Here is a 19,801-nt window from a genome sequence, read left to right on the forward strand (position 1 = left end):
TTAATTTTGTATGAGGAAGGTTACAGGAGATTGCAGGCTGAAGCTATGATTGTGTCTGAGTTTATCATATTATGAGACGAAACTGGGTAGCCAAGGTGAGTTGTTGATAATACCCAAACGTTCCCGATCCCATACTACCATGAGATTGATAGGTATCGCAACAAGTCTGGCAGTTGACCAGTGGTTTGTTCGCGGCGGCATTAGCCGCGACATTCGGAGGCGGGAAACTCTATTCCAATTCTAAAAGGGTCTGGTGAACTTCATATAGGATTATTTCTTAATTCCATGAGTAGTATGGCATACAGATTTTTGCTTCGATGATTAAATCTGTATTCACATTCTTATGGATGCAGATAGAAAGCTTTCTCGGCAATGCCATTGAATTGGGCTAGCCGTCTTTTTGCAAATGACCAGAAACTTTCGATGCCATTGACGTGACATTTCCCGAGCGCAAATTCATTTTGGAGTGGAACACCCGGTAGTGATCGTATCCGTTCAAAATGAGTCCCTCATACGCTTTCCATCCGTCGCTGTGGATCGTACTCCGTTCAAGGATGTTTCCTTGTATGATAGGCAACAGGCTCTCACGTGAACAGTTATTCACAATTTCGACGTAAACTTTCCCTGCTCTTTGGAGAAGCCCAAAGACCGGTGTTTGCCGACTGCTCCACGACCGCGCGCTTACCCCGAATTCGACGGGCTCCGAAATAACTTTCATCTAATTCGAAAATGCCTGCATGCGCATGACTTGCCATGAAACATGCCACGATACGGCGACGCAATTTTGCTGGGAAACATGAGTCAGTTGATGGGTTTCATAAGCATTCAAGTCTAGGGCAAAACATTTCAGCAGTTGTCTGAATTTGTTTTCTGAAATATGCGAGCGGCGATAATACTTGTTTCCCCCTTTCGCCATAGCGCTTTAGCCTACATTATATTGGCTGAAGTTCACCAGACCCTTCTAAAATGATACTGAACAGGGCGTTATATTCACCGCCCAACTGCGGACAGGTTTTTGCTCCTGCAAAACCTGCATTTCCGCCATCCTTGGCGGTCATAGAATTTGATATGCTTCGCTTATGATCCGCATCGGCTGGTTGCCGATGATTTAAGTGAATGGATTTCACCTCAGACTGCCTGATTTTTTTATCCTCCTGCGGTCTCATAGATGTTTGAACCAGTACATGACTTACATTCATTAATAGCATAAGCTATTTTGCGCCTGGAAATTGAGCTGACAACGAAAGAGTAAAGGGGACGCTGCCCTTTTATTACCCTATTAATTATAGTGTCTTCATTACAAAACATCCAAGACAACTGGACAATTGAGCAAGCAATGTCCTGGCTGGAATCGGCTTGCCCAAGAGAGGGTGGCGAGGGTATCGAATCGGGTTTGCAGATGGTTGGATTTTTGCAGGATTTGGATATGGATGCGGTGGGGTTGATGGCCGGGTTGCTTCAAGGTTTCATGCCGCTTTCCGACTTGGAGTGCGAGCGTATCGAAACGAATTTTGGCGCGGATGTGATTAAATTATACCGTAGCATAAATCGAATGCGGCAACTATCCGACCTGTTAAGCGTGGGCATCCCTGGTCGCAGCCGCGCTGAAACGGATGAGGAAAATCTCCGCAAAATGTTAATTGCGATGGTGGATGATGTCCGAGTGGTGCAAATTTGCCTGGCCAATCAATTAATCTTACTCAGGGCATCAAAATCAAAAACCGTTGAATTTCAAAAATGTCAGGCGCGACTGACCCAGGATGTTTATGCGCCACTGGCCAATCGATTGGGAATATGGCAGTTTAAATGGGAATTGGAAGATTTAGCGTTTCGTTATTTACACCCTGATAGTTATCACGCGCTGGCCAGCGCGTTGCAAGAAAAACGACCGGCGCGGGAGCAGTATATTGCGCGCCTGGTGTCGGAAATACAAACTCGTCTTCAATCTGCGGCAATCAATGCCGAGGTGCAGGGCCGCCCTAAGCATATCCATAGCATTTGGAAAAAAATGCAGCGCAAGGATTTGGAGTTCGAGCAATTATGGGATCTCAGAGGTGTGCGAATTCTTGTCCACAATGTGGAACAGTGTTATTCGGCGTTGAGCGAGATTCATTCAGCTTGGAAGCATGTTCCGAATGAATTCAGCGATTACATCGCCATGCCTAAGATCAATGGCTATCAATCAATTCATAGCGTCATCGTCGGCCCGGAAAATAAAAAAGTGGAAGTCCAGATACGCACTTATTCAATGCACGAAGAAAGCGAGTTGGGCGTGGCCGCGCATTGGCGCTATAAAGAAAAACTCGGGCAAGACAGTGGCATCGATGCCAAAGTGGTGTGGTTGCGGCAACTGCTGGACTGGAAAAATGAAGTCATGGGATCAGCGGCGACAGAGAAGAAGCAAGCCAGCGACGGCGCGGATGATGCCGGACAAAAGGATTCGCGCCACAAGGAGCGAGTTTATGTGTTCACCCCGAAGGGAACCATTATGGATTTGCCGGCTGGCTCGACACCGATAGATTTCGCCTACGCGATTCATTCCGAAGTCGGTCATCAAGCCCGTGGGGCCAAGGTTAATGGCAAGATGGTGCCGCTAAACTACCCGTTGCAAACCGGAGAACAGGTGCATATCCATACTGTTAAAACGGGTGGTCCAAGCAGGGATTGGCTACGTAACGATCACGGTGACGGTCGGCGCAATGTTCAGACAAATAGAGCGCGCAGCAGAATTTTACAATGGTTTAAGCATGCGGATTACAATCAAAATGTGTCCGAGGGGAGGGGCATGCTGGAGCGGGAATTGCACCGTCTGGGCCTGGAGGATCTAAGTTACGAAAAAATAAATCAGCATACGCATTTTCATAAAATCGATGATTTATTGGCGGCAATCGGCGCCAAGGATTTCAAGTTATCCAAAGCGCTGTATCCGTTCAAAACGATTTTCCGGCCGACCTTAGACGATGAATTGGAATCTGTAGTAACTAAATCGAGACAATCCACAAAAAAACAAAACAAGGATAGCCTTAGTGTGCAAGGCGTAGGCAACTTGCTGACTCGTATCGCCAAGTGTTGTCAACCCGTTCCAGGCGATGAAATCATTGGATTTATTTCTTCAGGACGAGGGGTTTCTATTCATAGAATAAATTGCAATAACATACTTCACATAGATGAAAATTTAACCAACCGACTGGTTGATGTGGATTGGGGGCAACAATCCCGGTCATCTTATAACTTGGGGCTATGGGTAACCGCCTACCACCGTAGCGGACTGTTGCATGAAATTATAGAGATGCTAAAAGCGGCCAATGTAGATGTGCTAAAAGTTAATATGGAGACCGATCAAGAACATGTGACTCGATTACAGTTTCGTCTTGAAATTTCTGCAGCACTGCGACCCGAACAACTGATTAGTCGATTATCTTCAATACAAAATGTGTTTGAAGTAAGAAGAGACTAGATCGAATGAGGTAGTAGATTTCAGTTTACTTATGGTTGCGTTCGGGAATGTGAAAACTTCTGCATGAAACTACTTGTATCCGTGCGATAGCGTATTTTAAGTATTGCATAAAATCAGAAACATTCGGCATTCCCAATCAAGATGATGTCATGTAAATCCATTATGCCGGATACCGGGTCAGGGAGTGCCGGGTCGCCTCTTGCACATGCTGAGAAAACATCAGAAAATAAAGTATGGATAATCAAAAACGCAAGGCGAGCGCAGTATGCCTTTGAACAAGTAACAGAAGCGAGAATCTTGCCCGATAAAATGATGTTGGAAACCAAAATACCAGATGCAACGCCAAGCATAGTGGGTAAATATGCTCTTGATGATGAGCGGGCACTGCTGACGAAGCTCAGGTATAGTCGTTTATTGGATATTTTTACGGGTGTTACATGCTACTCATTGCAAAACCGTTAAAATTTCTATTTTTGAATTTATTATGCGAAGCGGCGAGATAAAAAAGGTTGCCGAACATCATTATGAACTGGTTTTGTCAACGGATATTACCGATGAAGAACTAGCGCAGTATAACCGGCTAGGTTAATTGGCGGCTAACTAGGAGGAACTGATAGCGCTATAATAAAAACGCCAGGAAAACCGCTAAAACTGCACATTCACTGGTTTCGAGCAGAGCACAGCCTAAACCGCGCTGACAATAGTACGACTCTGCTTGACAAGTGGCGTTACCCGGATATTGTAGCGTCAGCCGGGCGCCTGCTTATCCGTTTTGGATTCTTCGTCCTGTCTATAGCGACCAAATCAGATTCCAGTTACCGCAACGTGCTTGAATCTGCTTTTCCCTGTCTCCGCCGCAACAGCGGCTTTAAGTAAGCGCCTGTATATGATGCTTTAACTTTTGCGACTTGTTCAGGAGTGCCGAAGGCGACAATTTCTCCGCCGCCGTCGCCGCCTTCCGGCCCCAGGTCTAAAATCCAGTCCGCAGTCTTTATCACATCCAGGTTATGCTCGATGACTAGGACCGTGTTGCCGTGGTCTCGTAATCGGTGCAGGACGGTCAGTAATTGGCGTATGTCATGAAAATGCAGACCGGTGGTAGGTTCATCCAATACGTAGAGCGTTCTCCCGGTATCGCGTTTTGACAGTTCCCGAGAAAGTTTCACGCGTTGTGCCTCACCGCCGGAAAGCGTGATCGCGCTTTGCCCAAGGGTAATATATCCCAACCCGACATCAAGCAAAGTGTCCAGTTTTCGCTTAATCACCGGAATGGCTGAAAAGAATACCGCAGCGTCTTCAACCGTCATTTCCAGAATTTCGCTTATGTTTTTCCTTTTATAGCGGACCTCAAGGGTTTCACGATTATAGCGCTCGCCCTTGCAGACGTCGCAGGGAACGTAAATATCAGGCAGAAAATGCATCTCTACGCGAATCAATCCACCGCCCTGACAAGCTTCGCAGCGACCGCCTTTTACGTTAAATGAAAACCTGCCAGGTTTATAGCCGCGGGCTCTGGATTCCTGGGTGTTGGAAAATAAATCACGAATATGGGTGAACAATCCGGTATAGGTGGCTGGATTCGAGCGTGGCGTTCTGCCGATTGGATTTTGATCAATTGAAATAATTTTATCGAAATGAGCAAGACCGGATATCGTTGCATAAGGCAGCGGCTTTGCCCGTATCAGATTCAACTGCTGGGCCACGGCAGGGTACAGCGTGCCGTTGACCAGAGTGGATTTTCCAGACCCGGATACACCGGTTATGCAAGTAAACAATCCCACCGGAATCTTTGCACATATGTTCTTCAAATTATTCCCGGTGGCATCGACAATTTCAAGCATTCGATTCAGGTCCGCGGCTGTACGGGATAACGGAACTTCGATGCGCTCCTTACCGCTCAAGAATTGTCCGGTAATGGAATTTTTTTCGTTAATCACTGAATCCGGTTTGCCCTGGGCGACAATGGCGCCGCCATGAGTGCCTGCGCCCGGGCCTATATCGACGACATGGTCTGCGTTTCGAATCGCTTCTTCGTCGTGTTCGACGACAATAACGGTGTTGCCTAAATCCCTGAGATGAAACAAGGTTTTTAATAATCGGGCGTTGTCTCGTTGATGCAGACCTATCGAAGGCTCATCCAGGACATACATGACCCCGACAAGACCGGATCCAATTTGTGATGCCAGTCGGATTCTCTGTGCTTCACCACCCGACAAAGTTTCTGCGGCTCTGGACAAGGATAAATAATTCAGGCCCACATTGATTAAAAATCCCAGTCGAGCCTTGATTTCCTGTGCAATTTTGTGCGCAATTTCAGCCCGCCTGCCATGCAAATCAAGGTTCTCGAAAAACTCCAGCGTTTTCCCCACCGGCAATTTTGTTAATCCCTGAATGGTTTGCCCTTCAATGAATACATGACGAGCTGCGGCCCTCAATCGGCTGCCACTGCAGCCATCGCATATTTTGGCGCTCATGTACTTGGCCAACTCTTCCCGCGCCGCGGATGATTCAGTTTCGTGGTAGCGGCGGTTGTAATTATTTATGACGCCTTCAAATGCATGCCGTTTCTCAAATTTCCTGCCCGGTCTTGCATAGACAAAATTAATCAGCTCATTGCCACTGCCATAAAATACAATTTCCCGGTGCTTTTTTGACAGTGTGTGAAACGGGGCTTCGACATCAAATCCATAATGTTTGGCCAGACATGCAAGTTGCGTATGATAGTAGCCATTGCGCCGGTCCCAGCCTGGAATTGCGCCAGCGGTCAATGCTAATTCAGGGTTATGCACAATACGGTCGGGATCAAAGAATTGGCGCACGCCCAAGCCGTCACAATCTCCGCAGGCGCCAGCAGGATTGTTAAATGAGAACAGTCTGGGCTCCAGCTCATCCAGGCTGTATCCGCAGTGTGGACAAGCAAATTTGCTTGAAAACAAAAGAGTTTGTTGAACATTCTTCTGATCGTCCAGCACCGCAACTGTGGCTGTTCCGTCGGTAAGGTTCAACGCGGTTTCAAAAGATTCCGCAAGTCGTTGTTGATTACCCTCTCTAACCACCAGGCGGTCGACAATCACGTCGATATCGTGTTTATAGCGTTTATCCAGTTTTGGCGGGTTATCCAACTCAACGGTTTGGCCATCAATGATGGCTCGTATATAACCCTGGGAATGCAGCTCACCGAGCAACTGATGGAATTCTCCCTTGCGATTATTTATCATGGGCGCCAGCAGCATCAATCGGGCTCCCTCAGGTTGATCCATTATCAAATCGACCATCTGACTGATGGTTTGTGCTTCCAGCGTAACCTCGTGCTGCGGGCATTTGGGGTCGCCAATTCTTGCAAACAACAAACGCAGGTAGTCGTATATTTCGGTTACGGTGCCGACTGTGGAGCGTGGATTGTGAGAAGATGATTTTTGTTCTATGCTGATTGCCGGGGACAGCCCTTCGATCAAATCCACATCCGGTTTTTCCATGATCGACAGAAATTGCCGTGCATAAGTGGACAGGGATTCCACATAACGCCGCTGTCCTTCAGCGTAAATGGTATCGAACGCAAGAGAAGATTTTCCCGATCCCGATAATCCGGTAATGACAATCAGTTTATTGCGCGGTAGGTCGAGATTGACCGATTTCAAGTTATGGGTTCTGGCGCCGCGAATTTGAATTTTTTCTATGGTCACAACATTCCGATTTCAAAAAGCAAACCTGATACTATACCCGCCCTTTGAGCACGGGCAATAACTAATTGGAAAATATTTTCAAGCCGATGACTAAACCGATGTCGCCGGCCGAGCGCAAAGCGGTGTTCTCGCTGGCCAGTATTTTTTCGTTGCGCATGTTCGGTTTATTTATGCTTTTGCCGGTGCTGGCTATTTATGCTGATGAACTGAGCGGAACGACACCGGTATTGCTGGGGTTGGCGCTGGGGGTTTACGGATTAACCCAGGCAATTTTTCAACTGCCATTCGGCATGTTGTCAGATCGAATTGATCGCAAGAAAGTAATCACATGCGGGTTAATCATATTTGCGGCGGGCAGCATTATAGCGGCGCTGTCGGACTCAATTGAATGGCTGATAATCGGCCGGGCGGTGCAGGGTACCGGTGCGATATCCGCGGCTGTGCTGGCGTTGAATGCAGATTTAACCCGTAGCGAGCAGCGTACCAAGTCCATGGCAATCATCGGGATTAGCATCGGATCCACTTTTCTGATGTCTTTGATTTTAGCCCCGATCCTGCAAAGCATTATGGGCGTCGATGGATTGTTTTGGTTGATTGCGGTGTTGGCGGTAATGGCAATTCTGGTGCTGTATAAGGTAGTTCCGGATGTCGTGCCGACCGCAGAGCGCAACCAGCATGCCCCGATTCGGGGTCAGATTGAAGGCGCGCTGAAAAATTCTCAATTGATGCCGCTCAATTTTGGCATTTTAATATTGCACCTTGTTTTAACCGCCCTGTTTTTGGTATTACCAAATTTGCTGATAACGCAAAGTGGATTGTCGCTATCCGAGCACTGGAAGCTATACACGCCGATCTTGTTGATATCGGTATTGGGCATGATGCCGTTTGTCATCATCGGCTCTAAACCGAAATTCGTGAGCATCGCCTATCGGCTGGCAATTTCCCTGCTGCTCATTTCCCTGGTAGCGCTAGTCATCGGTCAAGATCATTCTTTAGCCTGGTTACTGGTGTCGCTCACTTTATTGTTTAGCGCATTTAATGCCCTGGAGTCATTGCTGCCTTCCCTGGTGTCCCAACTAGCGCCAGCCAATAGCAAGGGCACCGCGATCGGAATTTATAACACCTTTCAATTTTCCGGAATATTTTTGGGTGGATTAGCGGGAGGATGGATACTTGGAAGGCAGGGCGTAACCGGTGTTTTTGTTTTTTGCAGCATTGCGGTTTTTGGATGGCTGCTGGTTTCCTGTTTTGCCACCAATTTTAAGCTGACTAAAAGCAATTAAAATTGGAGCGCTTAAACACTCGCAAAGAAGCGAATGGATTGCTAGAATAGAGCAACTCAACGGAATTGAGGATGCAACTATTGTTTGTGGCGAGACAGTGGTTGCTTAGATGCAGACGAAGAAGTCTACGATGACGCCAACATTGAACAACATATTAAGATCTAAGGAGGTCAACAATGGCACGAGGTGTTAACAAGGTCATACTAGTGGGAAATTTGGGGAAAGACCCGGAAATCCGCTACACCCCAAGTGGTGCGGCAGTAGCAAATATTACCCTGGCAACTACTGATTCATGGAAAGACAAACAAACCGGGGAGCAGCAGGAGCGAACCGAATGGCACAGAATCGTCTTTTTTAGTCGCCTGGCGGAAATTGTCGGGGAATATTTGAAAAAAGGATCGCAGATTTACGTTGAAGGGCGAATACAAACCAGAAAGTGGCAGGACCAAAGCGGTCAGGATCGATACACTACTGAGGTTGTTGGTAATGAAATGCAAATGCTGGGAAGCAAGGGCGGCGGAAGTTCAATGGCTTCTGGCGATGCGGACTTCGATCAGTCCGCGCCGTCGGACACTTCATCTGCAAAATCGATGCCTGGAAAATCGGCGGCGAAACCCGCTAGTGCAGCAGACGATTTTGATGATGACATCCCGTTTTAGAGGGCGATTTTAGAGGTTTCGGGTTGTTGCAGGCGGATTTACCCAATTTTGTCGACAGCGACGACCGTAAATAGAGCGAAAATAATGGTTAAAGTGTGACAAAAGTCACATAATTATTTTTGTAAGCAATGGATAATCCAATTACCCAAGAACATGTGACCAATGGGTTGGATAAAAAGATAGGCAGGCTCATAGGGAAGGACTGAGTGTTGAGTGGTATCGGAATGCGTAATTGCATAAACCGGATACTGATATTGCCATGGAATTTCTTTGCATGACACAGGGTTAGCCCAAGCCGTAACGGCTTGGGCTTTTTATTGCAAGCAACAAACCTACCGCCTTTGATGCCATCCATTACGCTCTAAACTTGTTTTCTTGTATTGAGTACGTCGGCGCAGGTGAAACAGCTTTCACCCACAAATGACAACTAAGACCGTATAATCCGGATTTGGTTGGTTGAGAGTGCCTACGCATTATTGTCATAGATGAAAAACGTAAAGAAGCTTAAAAAACAATATTCTGATGCGGGAATTAGCAAGGATAACGTTTGCAAAGATCCGGTTGAGCAGTTCCGGTTATGGTTTAAGCAGGCGGTTGATTCGGGCATCGCCGAACCGAATGGATTTTGCCTTTCCACAGTGTCGGAAGAATCCAAGCCATCCCAGCGAACCGTGCTGATGAAATCCTGCGACCATGATGGTTTGGTTTTTTACACCAACCACTATAGCCGCAAGGGACAGCAACTTGCAGAGAATAATAAGGTTTCAGCATTGTTTCCCTGGTATGAACTGCATCGTCAAATAAACATCGAAGGCACGGTGAGTCGGGTCAACGACCAATTATCTCGCGAATATTTTAAGTCCAGGCCCCGAGATAGCCAGATCAGCGCCTGGGCCTCTCGTCAAAGCGAGACGATTGCGTCGAGGCATGTACTCGAACAACAACAACAAGAAATAGAACAAAAATTCGGCGACCAGGAAATACCGCTACCGACATTTTGGGGTGGCTACCATATCAGTCCTGAGCGTTTTGAGTTTTGGCAAGGGCGCGCCCACCGATTGCATGATCGAATTCTCTACATCAAAAAAGATAACGCCCTGGAAGATAACCCCCGAAAAGATAAACAATGGGAAATTGTACGGTTATCTCCATAGCCGCAATACCAAGAGGGTCTGGCACAGGGGCTGGCAACTTGTTATAAAGAAAATCTTGTTATACCCTTCGCCGCCTTTGTGGCTGCGAACAAACCGGGTAAAACTAACCAGGTGAATAGTGGAGAGGTGTCTGAGTGGTTGAAAGAGCACGCCTGGAAAGTGTGTATACGTTTATAGCGTATCGAGGGTTCGAATCCCTCTCTCTCCGCCAACCAAGTCTGGTGGACTGATGCAATTTATTGAATTGGGGTCTTATAATGTGTAAACTCCCGCGCTCTCGGCAGGCGCGTAGCTCAGCAGGTTAGAGCACCACCTTGACATGGTGGGGGTCGGTGGTTCGAATCCACTCGTGCCTACCAAAATCATCTGTTTGGTTGATTGCACCTTGTGCTTTCGTTTCACATTTCAATGACTTTAAGCTTTGCTTCGTCTGATAACACGCGCGCTCTTTAGTAGTGAGAGCCACCGACAGGGTGCCATAAATATTATTGCCACAACTATTGTAGTGTAATGCCACAAATTTCTCTTCCCGACGGCTCAGTTCGTTCTTATGATAATCCATTAACCATTACCGAGGTCGCCAAAGATATCGGCCCCGGCCTTGCCAAAGCTGCAATCGCCGGCAAGGTAAATGGTGAAATTGTAGATACCGGCGTTTTGTTGACAGAAGATTGCGAATTGGCAATCGTTACCGCAAAAGACGACGCTGGATTGGATGTCATTCGGCATTCGACCGCGCATTTGTTAGCTCAGGCGGTTAAGCAATTGTTCCCAGAAACTCAGGTTACGATTGGCCCGGTGATTGAAAATGGGTTTTACTACGATTTTTCCTATGCCCCGGGATTCTCGGAAGACGATCTTGATGCCATCGAAAAACGCATGGCGGATTTGGCGAAAGCGGATTATCCGGTTGAGCGATCGGTGATGGATCGCGCTCAGGCGGCCGCCTTTTTTGAACAACAGGGCGAAATATATAAAGCCGAAATCATCGCTGGCATCCCGAAAACAGAACAAGTTTCGCTCTATGAACAAAATGATTTTATCGATTTATGTCGCGGACCCCATGTTCCGAGCACCGGGCATTTGCAAGCCTTCAAGTTAATGAAGGTTGCCGGCGCATATTGGCGTGGTGATTCAAACAATGAAATGTTGCAACGAATTTACGGTACTGCCTGGGCTGACAAAAAACAACTGAAAGCGTACCTCCGACAACTTGAACAAGCTGAGAAACGAGATCACCGCAAGCTCGGCAAGCAATTAAATTTGTTTCATATGCAGGAAGAAGCGCCGGGCATGGTGTTCTGGCATCCAAAGGGTTGGGCGTTGTATCAGGTGTTGCAGCAATACATGCGCGCCGAACAACGCAAACGAAACTACCAGGAAATTAATACCCCGGAAGTGGTGGATTTCTCCTTGTGGAAACGCTCAGGTCACGCCGATAAATTTGGCAGCGACATGTTTTCGGTAGCCTCAGAGGGTCGGGAATTTGCGCTCAAACCGATGAACTGCCCATGCCATGTTCAAGTTTTCAACCAGGGACTGAAAAGCTATCGTGATTTACCGTTAAGATTCGCGGAATTCGGGTCATGTCATCGCAATGAATTATCCGGAGCTCTGCATGGCTTGCTGCGGTTACGTGGATTCATACAGGATGATGGCCATATTTTTTGCACCGAACAACAAATACAAAGCGAAGTTGGAGACTTTATTGACTTTTTGCATCACGTATACCAGGCCATGGGATTTACTGAAATTGTATATCGGCTGGCCACCCGCCCTGATAATAGAGTTGGCAGCGATGAAATCTGGGACAAAGCCGAAGCGGCATTGGCACAAGCATTAAATGACAAAAACCTGCCATGGGAAATGCTGGAAGGTGAGGGCGCATTCTATGGACCGAAGATTGAGTTTTCTTTGAAAGACAGCATCGGCAGGGTTTGGCAATGTGGCACTATGCAGGTGGATTTTTCCATGCCCGGCAGACTCGATGCACAGTATGTTGACGAACAGGGTTGCAGGCAAACGCCGGTCATGTTGCACCGTGCGTTACTCGGGACATTTGAGCGTTTTATCGGAATTTTGATCGAACACTGGGAAGGTAAATTCCCGGTTTGGTTGGCACCGATTCAAGCCGTGGTCATGAATATTACCGACAAACAGTCTGAATATGCCCGAGAAATTGTAAATACACTGAAAAAACAGGGTTTCAGAGTGGAATCGGACTTGAGAAACGAAAAGATTGGCTTTAAAATCCGCGAGCACACGTTACAGCGTATCCCATACCTGCTTGTAGTAGGCGATCGGGAAGTTGAAACAAAGTCCATAGCCGTTCGGGCGCAAGATGGAGAAGATCTTGGTTGCATGTCTGTTGAGCAGTTCATTGCGGATTCCCTAAGTAATGACGCTTAAAAATCAGGTTAGTCGACGCTGGATAATCACGTTTGAAACCGGATTATTCTCCAGATTATTTTGTTGGCGAATGGTAAGATAAGCATTATGAGGAAGCAGACATAGCAAAACAAAAACCGATTTGTGTGAACGATCAAATTAAAAGCGATCCGGTACGGGTTATCGGATTGGATGGGGGGCAATTAGGTATACTGGCGCTGAAAGAAGCCTTTTTCGCAGCGCAACAAGTGAATCTGGATTTGGTGGAAATTTCACCTAATGCGGATCCCCCAGTTTGCAAAGTGATGGATTACGGCAAGCATCTCTATAGCGAGAGTAAGAAACGCCACGGCGCAAAAAAGAAACAAAAACAGGTTATCGTTAAAGAGATTAAATTTCGCCCGGGAACGGATGTCGGCGACTATGATATAAAGGTCAGGAAGCTGACTAAATTTCTCGAAGTCGGGAACAAGGCTAAAGTCACTATGCGTTTCCGTGGCAGGGAGATGGCGCATAAGGAACTCGGGTTGCTGATGTTGAATCGGGTTGAGAAAGATTTAGCGGAAATTGCAGAAGTTGAGCAGGCGGCTACGCTGGAAGGTCGCCAGATGGTTATGGTGCTGGCGCCAAAGAGGGGATAACCTTCACGGCTGTTGCAAGCGACCGTTGCAAGTGTCTGTTGTAAATATGTATATGTGCCCGATATTGTAATTACGATATATCGGTAAGAACAACGAAAAGTAGTCCATTCCAGAACTACCATCGTTATTATTTAATAATTGTGGCGTTACCTGACGCCACCAAAATACTGGAGTCAAGATGCCAAAACTTAAAACAAACCGGGGCGCCGCCAAGCGCTTTAAACTCACAGCGACTGGAAAGTTCAAGCGCTCACAATCTCACTCACGTCATATTCTGACCAAGAAATCGACCAAGCGGAAGCGTCATCTCCGTTCCGGATCATTGGTTCATGCTGCAGATCATGCCGCTATTAAACAGCTGCTTCCATACGCCTAATCCGGAGACGAGAATATGCCAAGAACTAAAAGAGGGGTCACCGCAAAGGCCCGGCACATCAGAGTCCTTAAGCAAGCTAAAGGTTATCGTGGCGCTCGAAGTCGTTTATATAAAGTGGCCAAGCAAGCGGTTGATAAAGCTGGGCAATATGCCTATCGTGATCGACGACAGAGAAAACGCCAGTTTCGCGCACTGTGGGTTGTCCGTATAAACGCTGAAGCGCGTAACAATGGAATGAGTTATAGCCGATTAATTGCAGGTTTGAACAAAGCCGCTATTGAACTGGACCGCAAAGTTCTAGCCGATATGGCCATTCACGATAAACCTGCATTCAGTCAATTAGTGGATCAGGCGAAGCGGGCATTGGCTAGTTGATAGCCAGTTGATAGTCAGTTGCGCCGGCAGAAATAATACAAAGGATTAAAAAACCAACTTATCGATCAGTCTGTATCGGAGGAGATAGTCCTTTTACAGAGTAATCTCTGGAGTTGATATCGGTTTTATCCGAAATTTGATTTGAGGATTGCTTCCTTTAATTTTAGTATTTAGATTAAGATACTATTGTAACTATCTGATTATGTAATATTTAATTATAGTGTCTGCCACTCACCAAACCCGGTCAAATCAATCGCTGGACAGCGTGTACGCCACTGCCCATGACGCTGTCAGTAATGCCGAGACGTTGTCGGAGCTGGATAATTTACGTGTCCGGTACCTGGGTAAAAAAGGCGTTGTCACCGAACGATTGAAACAGATAGGTGGATTGGCTGCACCGCAACGCAAGGGAATTGGACAGGAAGTCAATAAAATAAAGTCCCAAATTCTTAAGTTGCTGGAATCCAGACGCCAGGAGTTGGAAGCGCTGGCAATTTCCAGTCAATTCGAAAACGAATGCATCGACGTTACCCAGCCGGGAAGAGGACAAGTAGCAGGCACATTGCACCCGATTACGCGCACCTTGAAACGTATGGAAGAAATTTTCGCTCGGCTCGGTTTTGACATCGCGACCGGGCCCGAGATTGAAGATGACTATCATAATTTTGAAGCGTTAAACATCCCGGCCAACCACCCGGCCCGGGCGATGCACGATACTTTTTATATAGACGATCATGTCGTGCTACGCACCCATACTTCACCGGTGCAAATCCGCTACATGAGCATTAACAAACCTCCGATTCGGGTGATTGCGCCGGGACGGGTTTTTCGTTGCGATTCAGATGTGACACATACGCCGATGTTTCATCAACTCGAAGGTCTGGCCATTGATACGGACATTACTTTTGCCGATCTCAAAGGGATACTGATTCATTTTATCCGCGAGTTTTTTGAAAAAGATTTGCAAGTAAGATTCAGGCCTTCATATTTCCCGTTTACCGAGCCTTCAGCCGAAGTGGACATGGGATGTGTATTTTGTGAAAGCAAGGGTTGCCGAATTTGTAAGCAAACTGGATGGCTGGAAATATTAGGTTGCGGCATGGTTCATCCAGAGGTGTTGCGGTACGGCAGCATCGACAGCAAAATATATACCGGATACGCCTTTGGGATCGGCGTTGAGCGTCTTACGATGTTGCGTTACGGGGTTAATGATTTGCGTTTGTTTTTTAGCAATGACCTGGCGTTTCTAAGGCAATTTTAATGACTAGCAAGCATGTTAATTAGCGAATCCTGGCTCAGAGAATGGGCTTCGCCCAAAATCGGTTCCGACGAATTGGCAGAGAGATTGACGCTGGCAGGACTAGAGGTGGATTCGGTGGAATCCGCAGGGCCTTCGCTGGATAATAAGAAAATAATCGTCGGGCAAATTGTCTCAGCTGAACCCCACCCAAATGCCACTAATCTCCAGATTTGTGAAGTCGATGTGAGTAAATCCAGGAATCTTTCCATTGTATGTGGTGCGGTCAATGCAAAAACCGGTATGAAAACCGCGGTGGCACTGGCTAAAGCTAGATTGCCGGGGAGGCAAGTGTCTGCCGGTGAAATACATGCCCGAGAAATACACGGGGTCAAATCGAATGGCATGCTTTGCTCTGCCGCGGAACTGGGCCTCGCAGATTCCTCTGATGGAATATTTGAATTTGATTCTGGTGCGGATGTGGGTAGAGCGGTCGGGGATTATCTCGATTTGCAGGATTATGTTTTTCAATTAGAACTAACGCCGAATCGAGGGGATTGCCTGAGCATTGCCGGGGTGGCAAGGGAAGTGGCGACACTGACCGGGGCAAATCTGAATATTCCCGAAATTTCTAAAGCTAAGATCGTTTCCCGAACGGCGCTTAAAGTTCAGTTAAAAGCGCCAGAAGGGTGTCCGCGTTATGTCGGTCGCGCCATAACGAATATCGATATGCAGGCGAAAACGCCTGATTGGATGGTAGAGCGTTTACGTCGATCCGGGATGCGTAGCATTAATCCCATAGTCGATATTACCAATTACGTCATGCACGAACTCGGCCAACCCATGCATGCCTTTGACCTAAAAAAAATTCGAGGCGGTATTGTCGTGCGGATGGCGAAGAATGGCGAAAAAATCAAACTATTGGATGGTAGTTCGGTAAAACTGGCTAAACATGATCTGGTGATTGCCGATCAAAGCAAGGCCATCGCCCTGGCTGGAATTATGGGGGCTGCCAATTCCGCGATTTCCGGTAAATCCAGGGATATTTACCTCGAGTCCGCATTCTTTTCCTGCGCCGTAATTTTGGGCAAAGCGCGACAATTAGGCCTGCACACCGATGCCTCGCATAGATTTGAACGGGGGGTTGACAGCGAGCTTCAACTCAAGGCAATGGAACGGGCGACAGCATTGGTTGTTGGCATTGCGGGCGGGCAAGCCGGGCCCGTGACCCATACAGTGGAAAAATCATCATTGCCAAAGACTCCTGATATTGCTTTTCATAAATCTGAAATTTATCGGGTGTTGGGTATGACTGTTCCGAATAACAAAATCGTATCGATAATGAAAAATTTGGGGATGTCGGTAAAGAGTTCGAAAATTGGTTGGCAGGTTAAGCCGCCAAGCTGGCGATATGATATTCAAGGTCAACACGACCTGATCGAAGAGGTTGGTCGCTGTTTTGGATTCGAAAAAGTGCCGCCGCGTATGCCGGATACTGAATCTGGAATAGGCGCCCATCCTGAAAACAAACTTTCTTTATACGACATTAAACAAACCCTGATTCATCGGGGTTATCATGAAGCCATTACTTATAGTTTTGTCGATTCAAAATTTCAACAACAATTGCTGAACAAAAGTGATGCAATCCGTTTGATAAATCCGATCGCTGATAACATGTCGGTAATGCGTCAGAGTTTATGGCCCGGATTGTTGGAAGCCCTGAAATCGAATCTAAATCGTCAGGAAGATCGGGTACGATTATTTGAGACAGGTCATGTCTATGCAAAGGCGCAAAATTCTCGAAAAAGTGAAGAAAAATCACGTCTTGGCGGGTTAATTAGCGGAATATCCTTACCCCGGCAATGGGCTAGTCAAGCTGCTGAAGTTGATTTTTTTGATATAAAAGGCGATCTTGAAGCATTAATCAATCTAACCGGATCCACGGCTGATTTTCAGTTACAACAAGCTCGGCATCCTGCGTTGCATCCGGGGCAATGTGCACAAATTTTCATCGGAAAAAAACGAATTGGTTTTGTGGGCAAGTTGCACCCATCCCATCAAAAAATTTATGATCTTGATCAGGCAGTCTATCTATTTGAAATTGATCTTGAGCCATTGTCCTCCTGTTTATTGCCTGTTTTTTTGGATATTTCCAAATTCCCGTCGATGCAAAGGGACCTGGCAGTTTTAGTGGACCAGACAGTTAATGTACAACCAATCATGGAGTTGGTGCGCTCATCCGCTGGTGGATTATTAAGGAATTTGGAATTATTTGACGTCTATAGAGGTGATAATCTGGAAAAAAACAAGAAAAGTTTTGCTTTCGGCTTGACCTTTCAGTCAGAATCAAGCAATCTTACTGCCTTGGAAGTAGAAGCGGTTATGGAAAAAATTGTTGAGGTGCTTGAACAAAAAATGGATGCTCGTCTTCGAAAATAATGGTCGAAGTTGATAAACGTAGAACCAAACTAAAATACACAAAAGTAGCTACGAGTAAAACCTGGATGACCGTAACAAAAGCAGATTTAGGTAATACATTGTTTGATGAAGTCGGATTGAACAAACGCGAAGCCAAGGACTTTGTTGAATTGTTTTTTGAAAAAATTCGCTTATCTTTAGAGCGTGGTTCTGCGGTCAAGCTATCTGGATTTGGCAGCTTCACGCTTAGGGACAAAACCTCCCGGCCGGGACGTAATCCAAAGACCGGGGAAGCAGTGGCAATTTCCGCCAGGAGGGTGGTCACTTTTCGTTCGAGTCAGCAATTAAAGGAAAATGTAGTCGATAACTCGTTTGAATTGACCCAAAAGCTGGGGCGTAAAAGATAGTGACAATGCTTGATCCAAGCGGCTTTGAACTGCCGCCAATCCCTACCAAGCGATATTTTACTATTGGTGAAGTCAGTAAATTATGTGAGGTCAAACCGCATGTATTGCGCTATTGGGAACAGGAATTCCCGCAATTAAAACCAGTCAAACGCCGAGGCAATCGTCGTTATTATCAGCGCCATGAAGTTAAACTGATTCGGCATATCCGGAAATTACTCTACGTTGAAGGATTTACGATTAGCGGTGCGAGAATTCGCCTTGAACAACTTGCTTCCGAAAACGAAACAACGACAACGGCATCCTCACCAGCGGTTGCCAATCAAGATACGAGCAAGATGGTGTCCCTGCTTGTTACGGAATTGACCGAGGTGCAGGAAATTCTGAGCTAGTTTCTTTGCGGGCGGCCTTCCAGTTAACCGGGGCCACTAGAATATCCAATATTAAAATCTTAAATTATTCGGGGTGTGGCGCAGCCTGGTAGCGCACCGCAATGGGGTTGCGGTGGTCGGAGGTTCAAATCCTCTCACCCCGACCAATACCCGACCAAATAAATCAAATAATAAGAATGGGTCTTGACTAGTTAAGAAGCCTTTTTCTTAACTCTTTAAGCAAAATCTCGTAGAGATTTTGCCCTCTATGATTAAACCTAAATTCACATTCTTTAAGGTGTAATTCAAACACATTTTTGGGTCATAACTAGTTAAGCGGCTTTTTTCTACAAATTTCAAGCAATATTTTGTAAAGATTTTGCTTGCGATTATTGAATCTAAATTCACATTCTTTGAGATGTGGTTCAAACATTTTTTTATCCATTCCTCTAAACTTTGATAACCTCGTTTTAGCATAACCCCAGAATGATTCCATGCCGTTAATATGGGAATTACCCCGAGCAAATTCATTCATCCCATGATGCACTCTATAATGCTTCTTATACCCAAAATCCACTAAACCATTATACCCTCGCCAGCCATCGGCATTAATCACGCTATCAGTACTGGTTCTTTGCTTGATAATGCTTTGTAATGTTGCTCTGTCGCACTTATTAATTAGGGTCTTAACTAGTTAAGACCCTAGATCTATTGTTATCCAACGGATAACAGTAGTATGCGCCCAATAAATAAGTCTAAGTATTGAATATAGCAAAATGAAGTGATATAGTTTCCCAATAAAACCACGCTCAATGATCGGTTTGCAGGTTATTGAGCCATGTAACGATACCAATCTTGGAGAATAAGCATGCAACGATCACTTTATATTGACCCTGAAAAATGCACCGGTTGTTTACAATGCGAAATGGCCTGCTCATATGAAAACGAAGGCGTATTTAATCCGGCAAAATCACGAATAAAGGTTTTTACGTTTCATGATGAAGGCCGATTCGTGCCTTATACCTGTACTCAATGCGATGAAGCGTGGTGTTTGCATGCATGCCCGGTCGAAGCAATCACCATGAACAGAGAAACCGGGGCCATGGTGGTGGCCGATTCTGTTTGTGTTGGCTGCAAAGTTTGCACCATCGCCTGCCCATTCGGAACGGTTAATTACAATCAGGACACCGGAAAAGTTATTAAGTGTGATTTATGTGGCGGTGATCCTCAATGTGTCGCTGCCTGCCCGACTGAGGCCATTACCTATGTGGATGCCGACGCAACCGGGCTCGAAAAAATGCGAGCCTGGGCAGCGAAAACCGATAACTCAGCTTCAGTAAACTAGGAGGATAATG

16 protein-coding genes, 3 tRNA genes and 3 pseudogenes are annotated in these 19,801 nt (G+C 46.3%); 17 read left to right on the forward strand and 5 right to left on the reverse strand.

Translation table 11 applies throughout. The features are described from left to right. Positions 1-260: 260 nt before the first annotated feature. Positions 261-916, reverse strand: a pseudogene (locus ACPXXB_RS04540) (IS1595 family transposase). Positions 917-932: 16 nt separating this feature from the next. After that, positions 933-1,208, reverse strand: coding sequence for a hypothetical protein (locus tag ACPXXB_RS04545; RefSeq protein ID WP_423909871.1), 276 nt, complete (start codon positions 1,206-1,208; stop codon positions 933-935). A gap of 80 nt (positions 1,209-1,288) precedes the next feature. On the opposite strand from ACPXXB_RS04545, the gene ACPXXB_RS04550 reads away from it, so the two are divergent. Then, positions 1,289-3,457 carry a RelA/SpoT family protein gene (locus ACPXXB_RS04550; RefSeq protein WP_423909874.1) on the forward strand — a complete coding sequence of 723 codons (2,169 nt, stop codon included), beginning with the start codon at positions 1,289-1,291 and terminating at the stop codon, positions 3,455-3,457. A gap of 162 nt (positions 3,458-3,619) precedes the next feature. Further along, a complete protein-coding gene (locus ACPXXB_RS04555) occupies positions 3,620-3,919 on the forward strand; it encodes a hypothetical protein (protein ID WP_423909877.1) in 300 nt (99 codons plus the stop codon). Positions 3,920-4,272: 353 nt separating this feature from the next. Here ACPXXB_RS04555 and uvrA read toward each other — a convergent pair whose 3' ends face one another. Further along, on the reverse strand, positions 4,273-7,134 hold the full coding sequence (gene uvrA / locus ACPXXB_RS04560; RefSeq protein WP_423910962.1) for an excinuclease ABC subunit UvrA: 2,862 nt from the start codon (positions 7,132-7,134) through the stop codon (positions 4,273-4,275). Positions 7,135-7,226: 92 nt separating this feature from the next. On the opposite strand from uvrA, the gene ACPXXB_RS04565 reads away from it, so the two are divergent. The 14 genes from ACPXXB_RS04565 to ACPXXB_RS04630 all read left to right on the forward strand — a co-directional run bounded on the left by ACPXXB_RS04565 (position 7,227) and on the right by ACPXXB_RS04630 (position 18,613). Then, a complete protein-coding gene (locus ACPXXB_RS04565) occupies positions 7,227-8,423 on the forward strand; it encodes an MFS transporter (RefSeq protein ID WP_423909880.1) in 1,197 nt (398 codons plus the stop codon). A 176-nt stretch (positions 8,424-8,599) separates the two neighbouring features. Beyond that, positions 8,600-9,082: a single-stranded DNA-binding protein gene (gene ssb, locus ACPXXB_RS04570; RefSeq protein WP_423909883.1), complete on the forward strand. Its 483-nt coding sequence runs from the start codon at positions 8,600-8,602 to the stop codon at positions 9,080-9,082. A 485-nt stretch (positions 9,083-9,567) separates the two neighbouring features. Further along, positions 9,568-10,236 (forward strand): pyridoxamine 5'-phosphate oxidase, encoded by a 669-nt coding sequence (gene pdxH / locus ACPXXB_RS04575; protein WP_423909886.1) that lies wholly within the window; start codon positions 9,568-9,570, stop codon positions 10,234-10,236. A gap of 120 nt (positions 10,237-10,356) precedes the next feature. Then, positions 10,357-10,447 (forward strand) — tRNA-Ser (locus tag ACPXXB_RS04580). 71 nt (positions 10,448-10,518) lie between these two features. Then, a tRNA-Val gene (locus tag ACPXXB_RS04585) sits at positions 10,519-10,595 on the forward strand. Between the two features lie 151 nt (positions 10,596-10,746). Further along, on the forward strand, positions 10,747-12,645 hold the full coding sequence (thrS, locus tag ACPXXB_RS04590; protein WP_423909888.1) for a threonine--tRNA ligase: 1,899 nt from the start codon (positions 10,747-10,749) through the stop codon (positions 12,643-12,645). A gap of 125 nt (positions 12,646-12,770) precedes the next feature. Continuing rightward, a complete protein-coding gene (gene infC, locus ACPXXB_RS04595; RefSeq protein WP_423909891.1) occupies positions 12,771-13,265 on the forward strand; it encodes a translation initiation factor IF-3 in 495 nt (164 codons plus the stop codon). A 178-nt stretch (positions 13,266-13,443) separates the two neighbouring features. Then, a complete protein-coding gene (rpmI, locus tag ACPXXB_RS04600) occupies positions 13,444-13,641 on the forward strand; it encodes a 50S ribosomal protein L35 (protein ID WP_423909893.1) in 198 nt (65 codons plus the stop codon). A gap of 15 nt (positions 13,642-13,656) precedes the next feature. Then, complete coding sequence (gene rplT, locus ACPXXB_RS04605; RefSeq protein WP_423909896.1) at positions 13,657-14,016, forward strand: 50S ribosomal protein L20; 360 nt, start codon at positions 13,657-13,659, stop codon at positions 14,014-14,016. 220 nt (positions 14,017-14,236) lie between these two features. Beyond that, positions 14,237-15,277: a phenylalanine--tRNA ligase subunit alpha gene (gene pheS, locus ACPXXB_RS04610; protein ID WP_423909899.1), complete on the forward strand. Its 1,041-nt coding sequence runs from the start codon at positions 14,237-14,239 to the stop codon at positions 15,275-15,277. Positions 15,278-15,289: 12 nt separating this feature from the next. Continuing rightward, positions 15,290-17,692: a phenylalanine--tRNA ligase subunit beta gene (gene pheT / locus ACPXXB_RS04615; protein WP_423909902.1), complete on the forward strand. Its 2,403-nt coding sequence runs from the start codon at positions 15,290-15,292 to the stop codon at positions 17,690-17,692. Continuing rightward, on the forward strand, positions 17,692-18,078 hold the full coding sequence (locus ACPXXB_RS04620; protein WP_423909905.1) for an integration host factor subunit alpha: 387 nt from the start codon (positions 17,692-17,694) through the stop codon (positions 18,076-18,078). The genes pheT and ACPXXB_RS04620 overlap by 1 nt, the downstream gene beginning before the upstream one ends. 5 nt (positions 18,079-18,083) lie before the next feature. Next, positions 18,084-18,467: a MerR family transcriptional regulator gene (locus ACPXXB_RS04625; protein WP_423909908.1), complete on the forward strand. Its 384-nt coding sequence runs from the start codon at positions 18,084-18,086 to the stop codon at positions 18,465-18,467. A 69-nt stretch (positions 18,468-18,536) separates the two neighbouring features. After that, positions 18,537-18,613 (forward strand) — tRNA-Pro (locus tag ACPXXB_RS04630). 41 nt (positions 18,614-18,654) lie between these two features. Here the strand turns inward: ACPXXB_RS04630 and ACPXXB_RS04635 are convergent. Further along, positions 18,655-18,768 (reverse strand): annotated as a pseudogene (locus ACPXXB_RS04635) (IS1595 family transposase); the annotation flags it as partial. A 6-nt stretch (positions 18,769-18,774) separates the two neighbouring features. Next, positions 18,775-19,128: pseudogene (locus ACPXXB_RS04640) on the reverse strand (IS1595 family transposase); the annotation flags it as partial. A gap of 186 nt (positions 19,129-19,314) precedes the next feature. On the opposite strand from ACPXXB_RS04640, the gene ACPXXB_RS04645 reads away from it, so the two are divergent. Further along, entirely contained in the window at positions 19,315-19,791 is a 477-nt protein-coding gene (locus ACPXXB_RS04645; RefSeq protein ID WP_423909910.1) for a 4Fe-4S dicluster domain-containing protein, read from the forward strand. Positions 19,792-19,801: the final 10 nt, after the last annotated feature.

Origin of the sequence: Candidatus Spongiihabitans sp., assembly GCF_965237845.1 — a bacterium.
In the GTDB taxonomy this organism is placed as follows: domain Bacteria; phylum Pseudomonadota; class Gammaproteobacteria; order Arenicellales; family Poriferihabitantaceae; genus Spongiihabitans.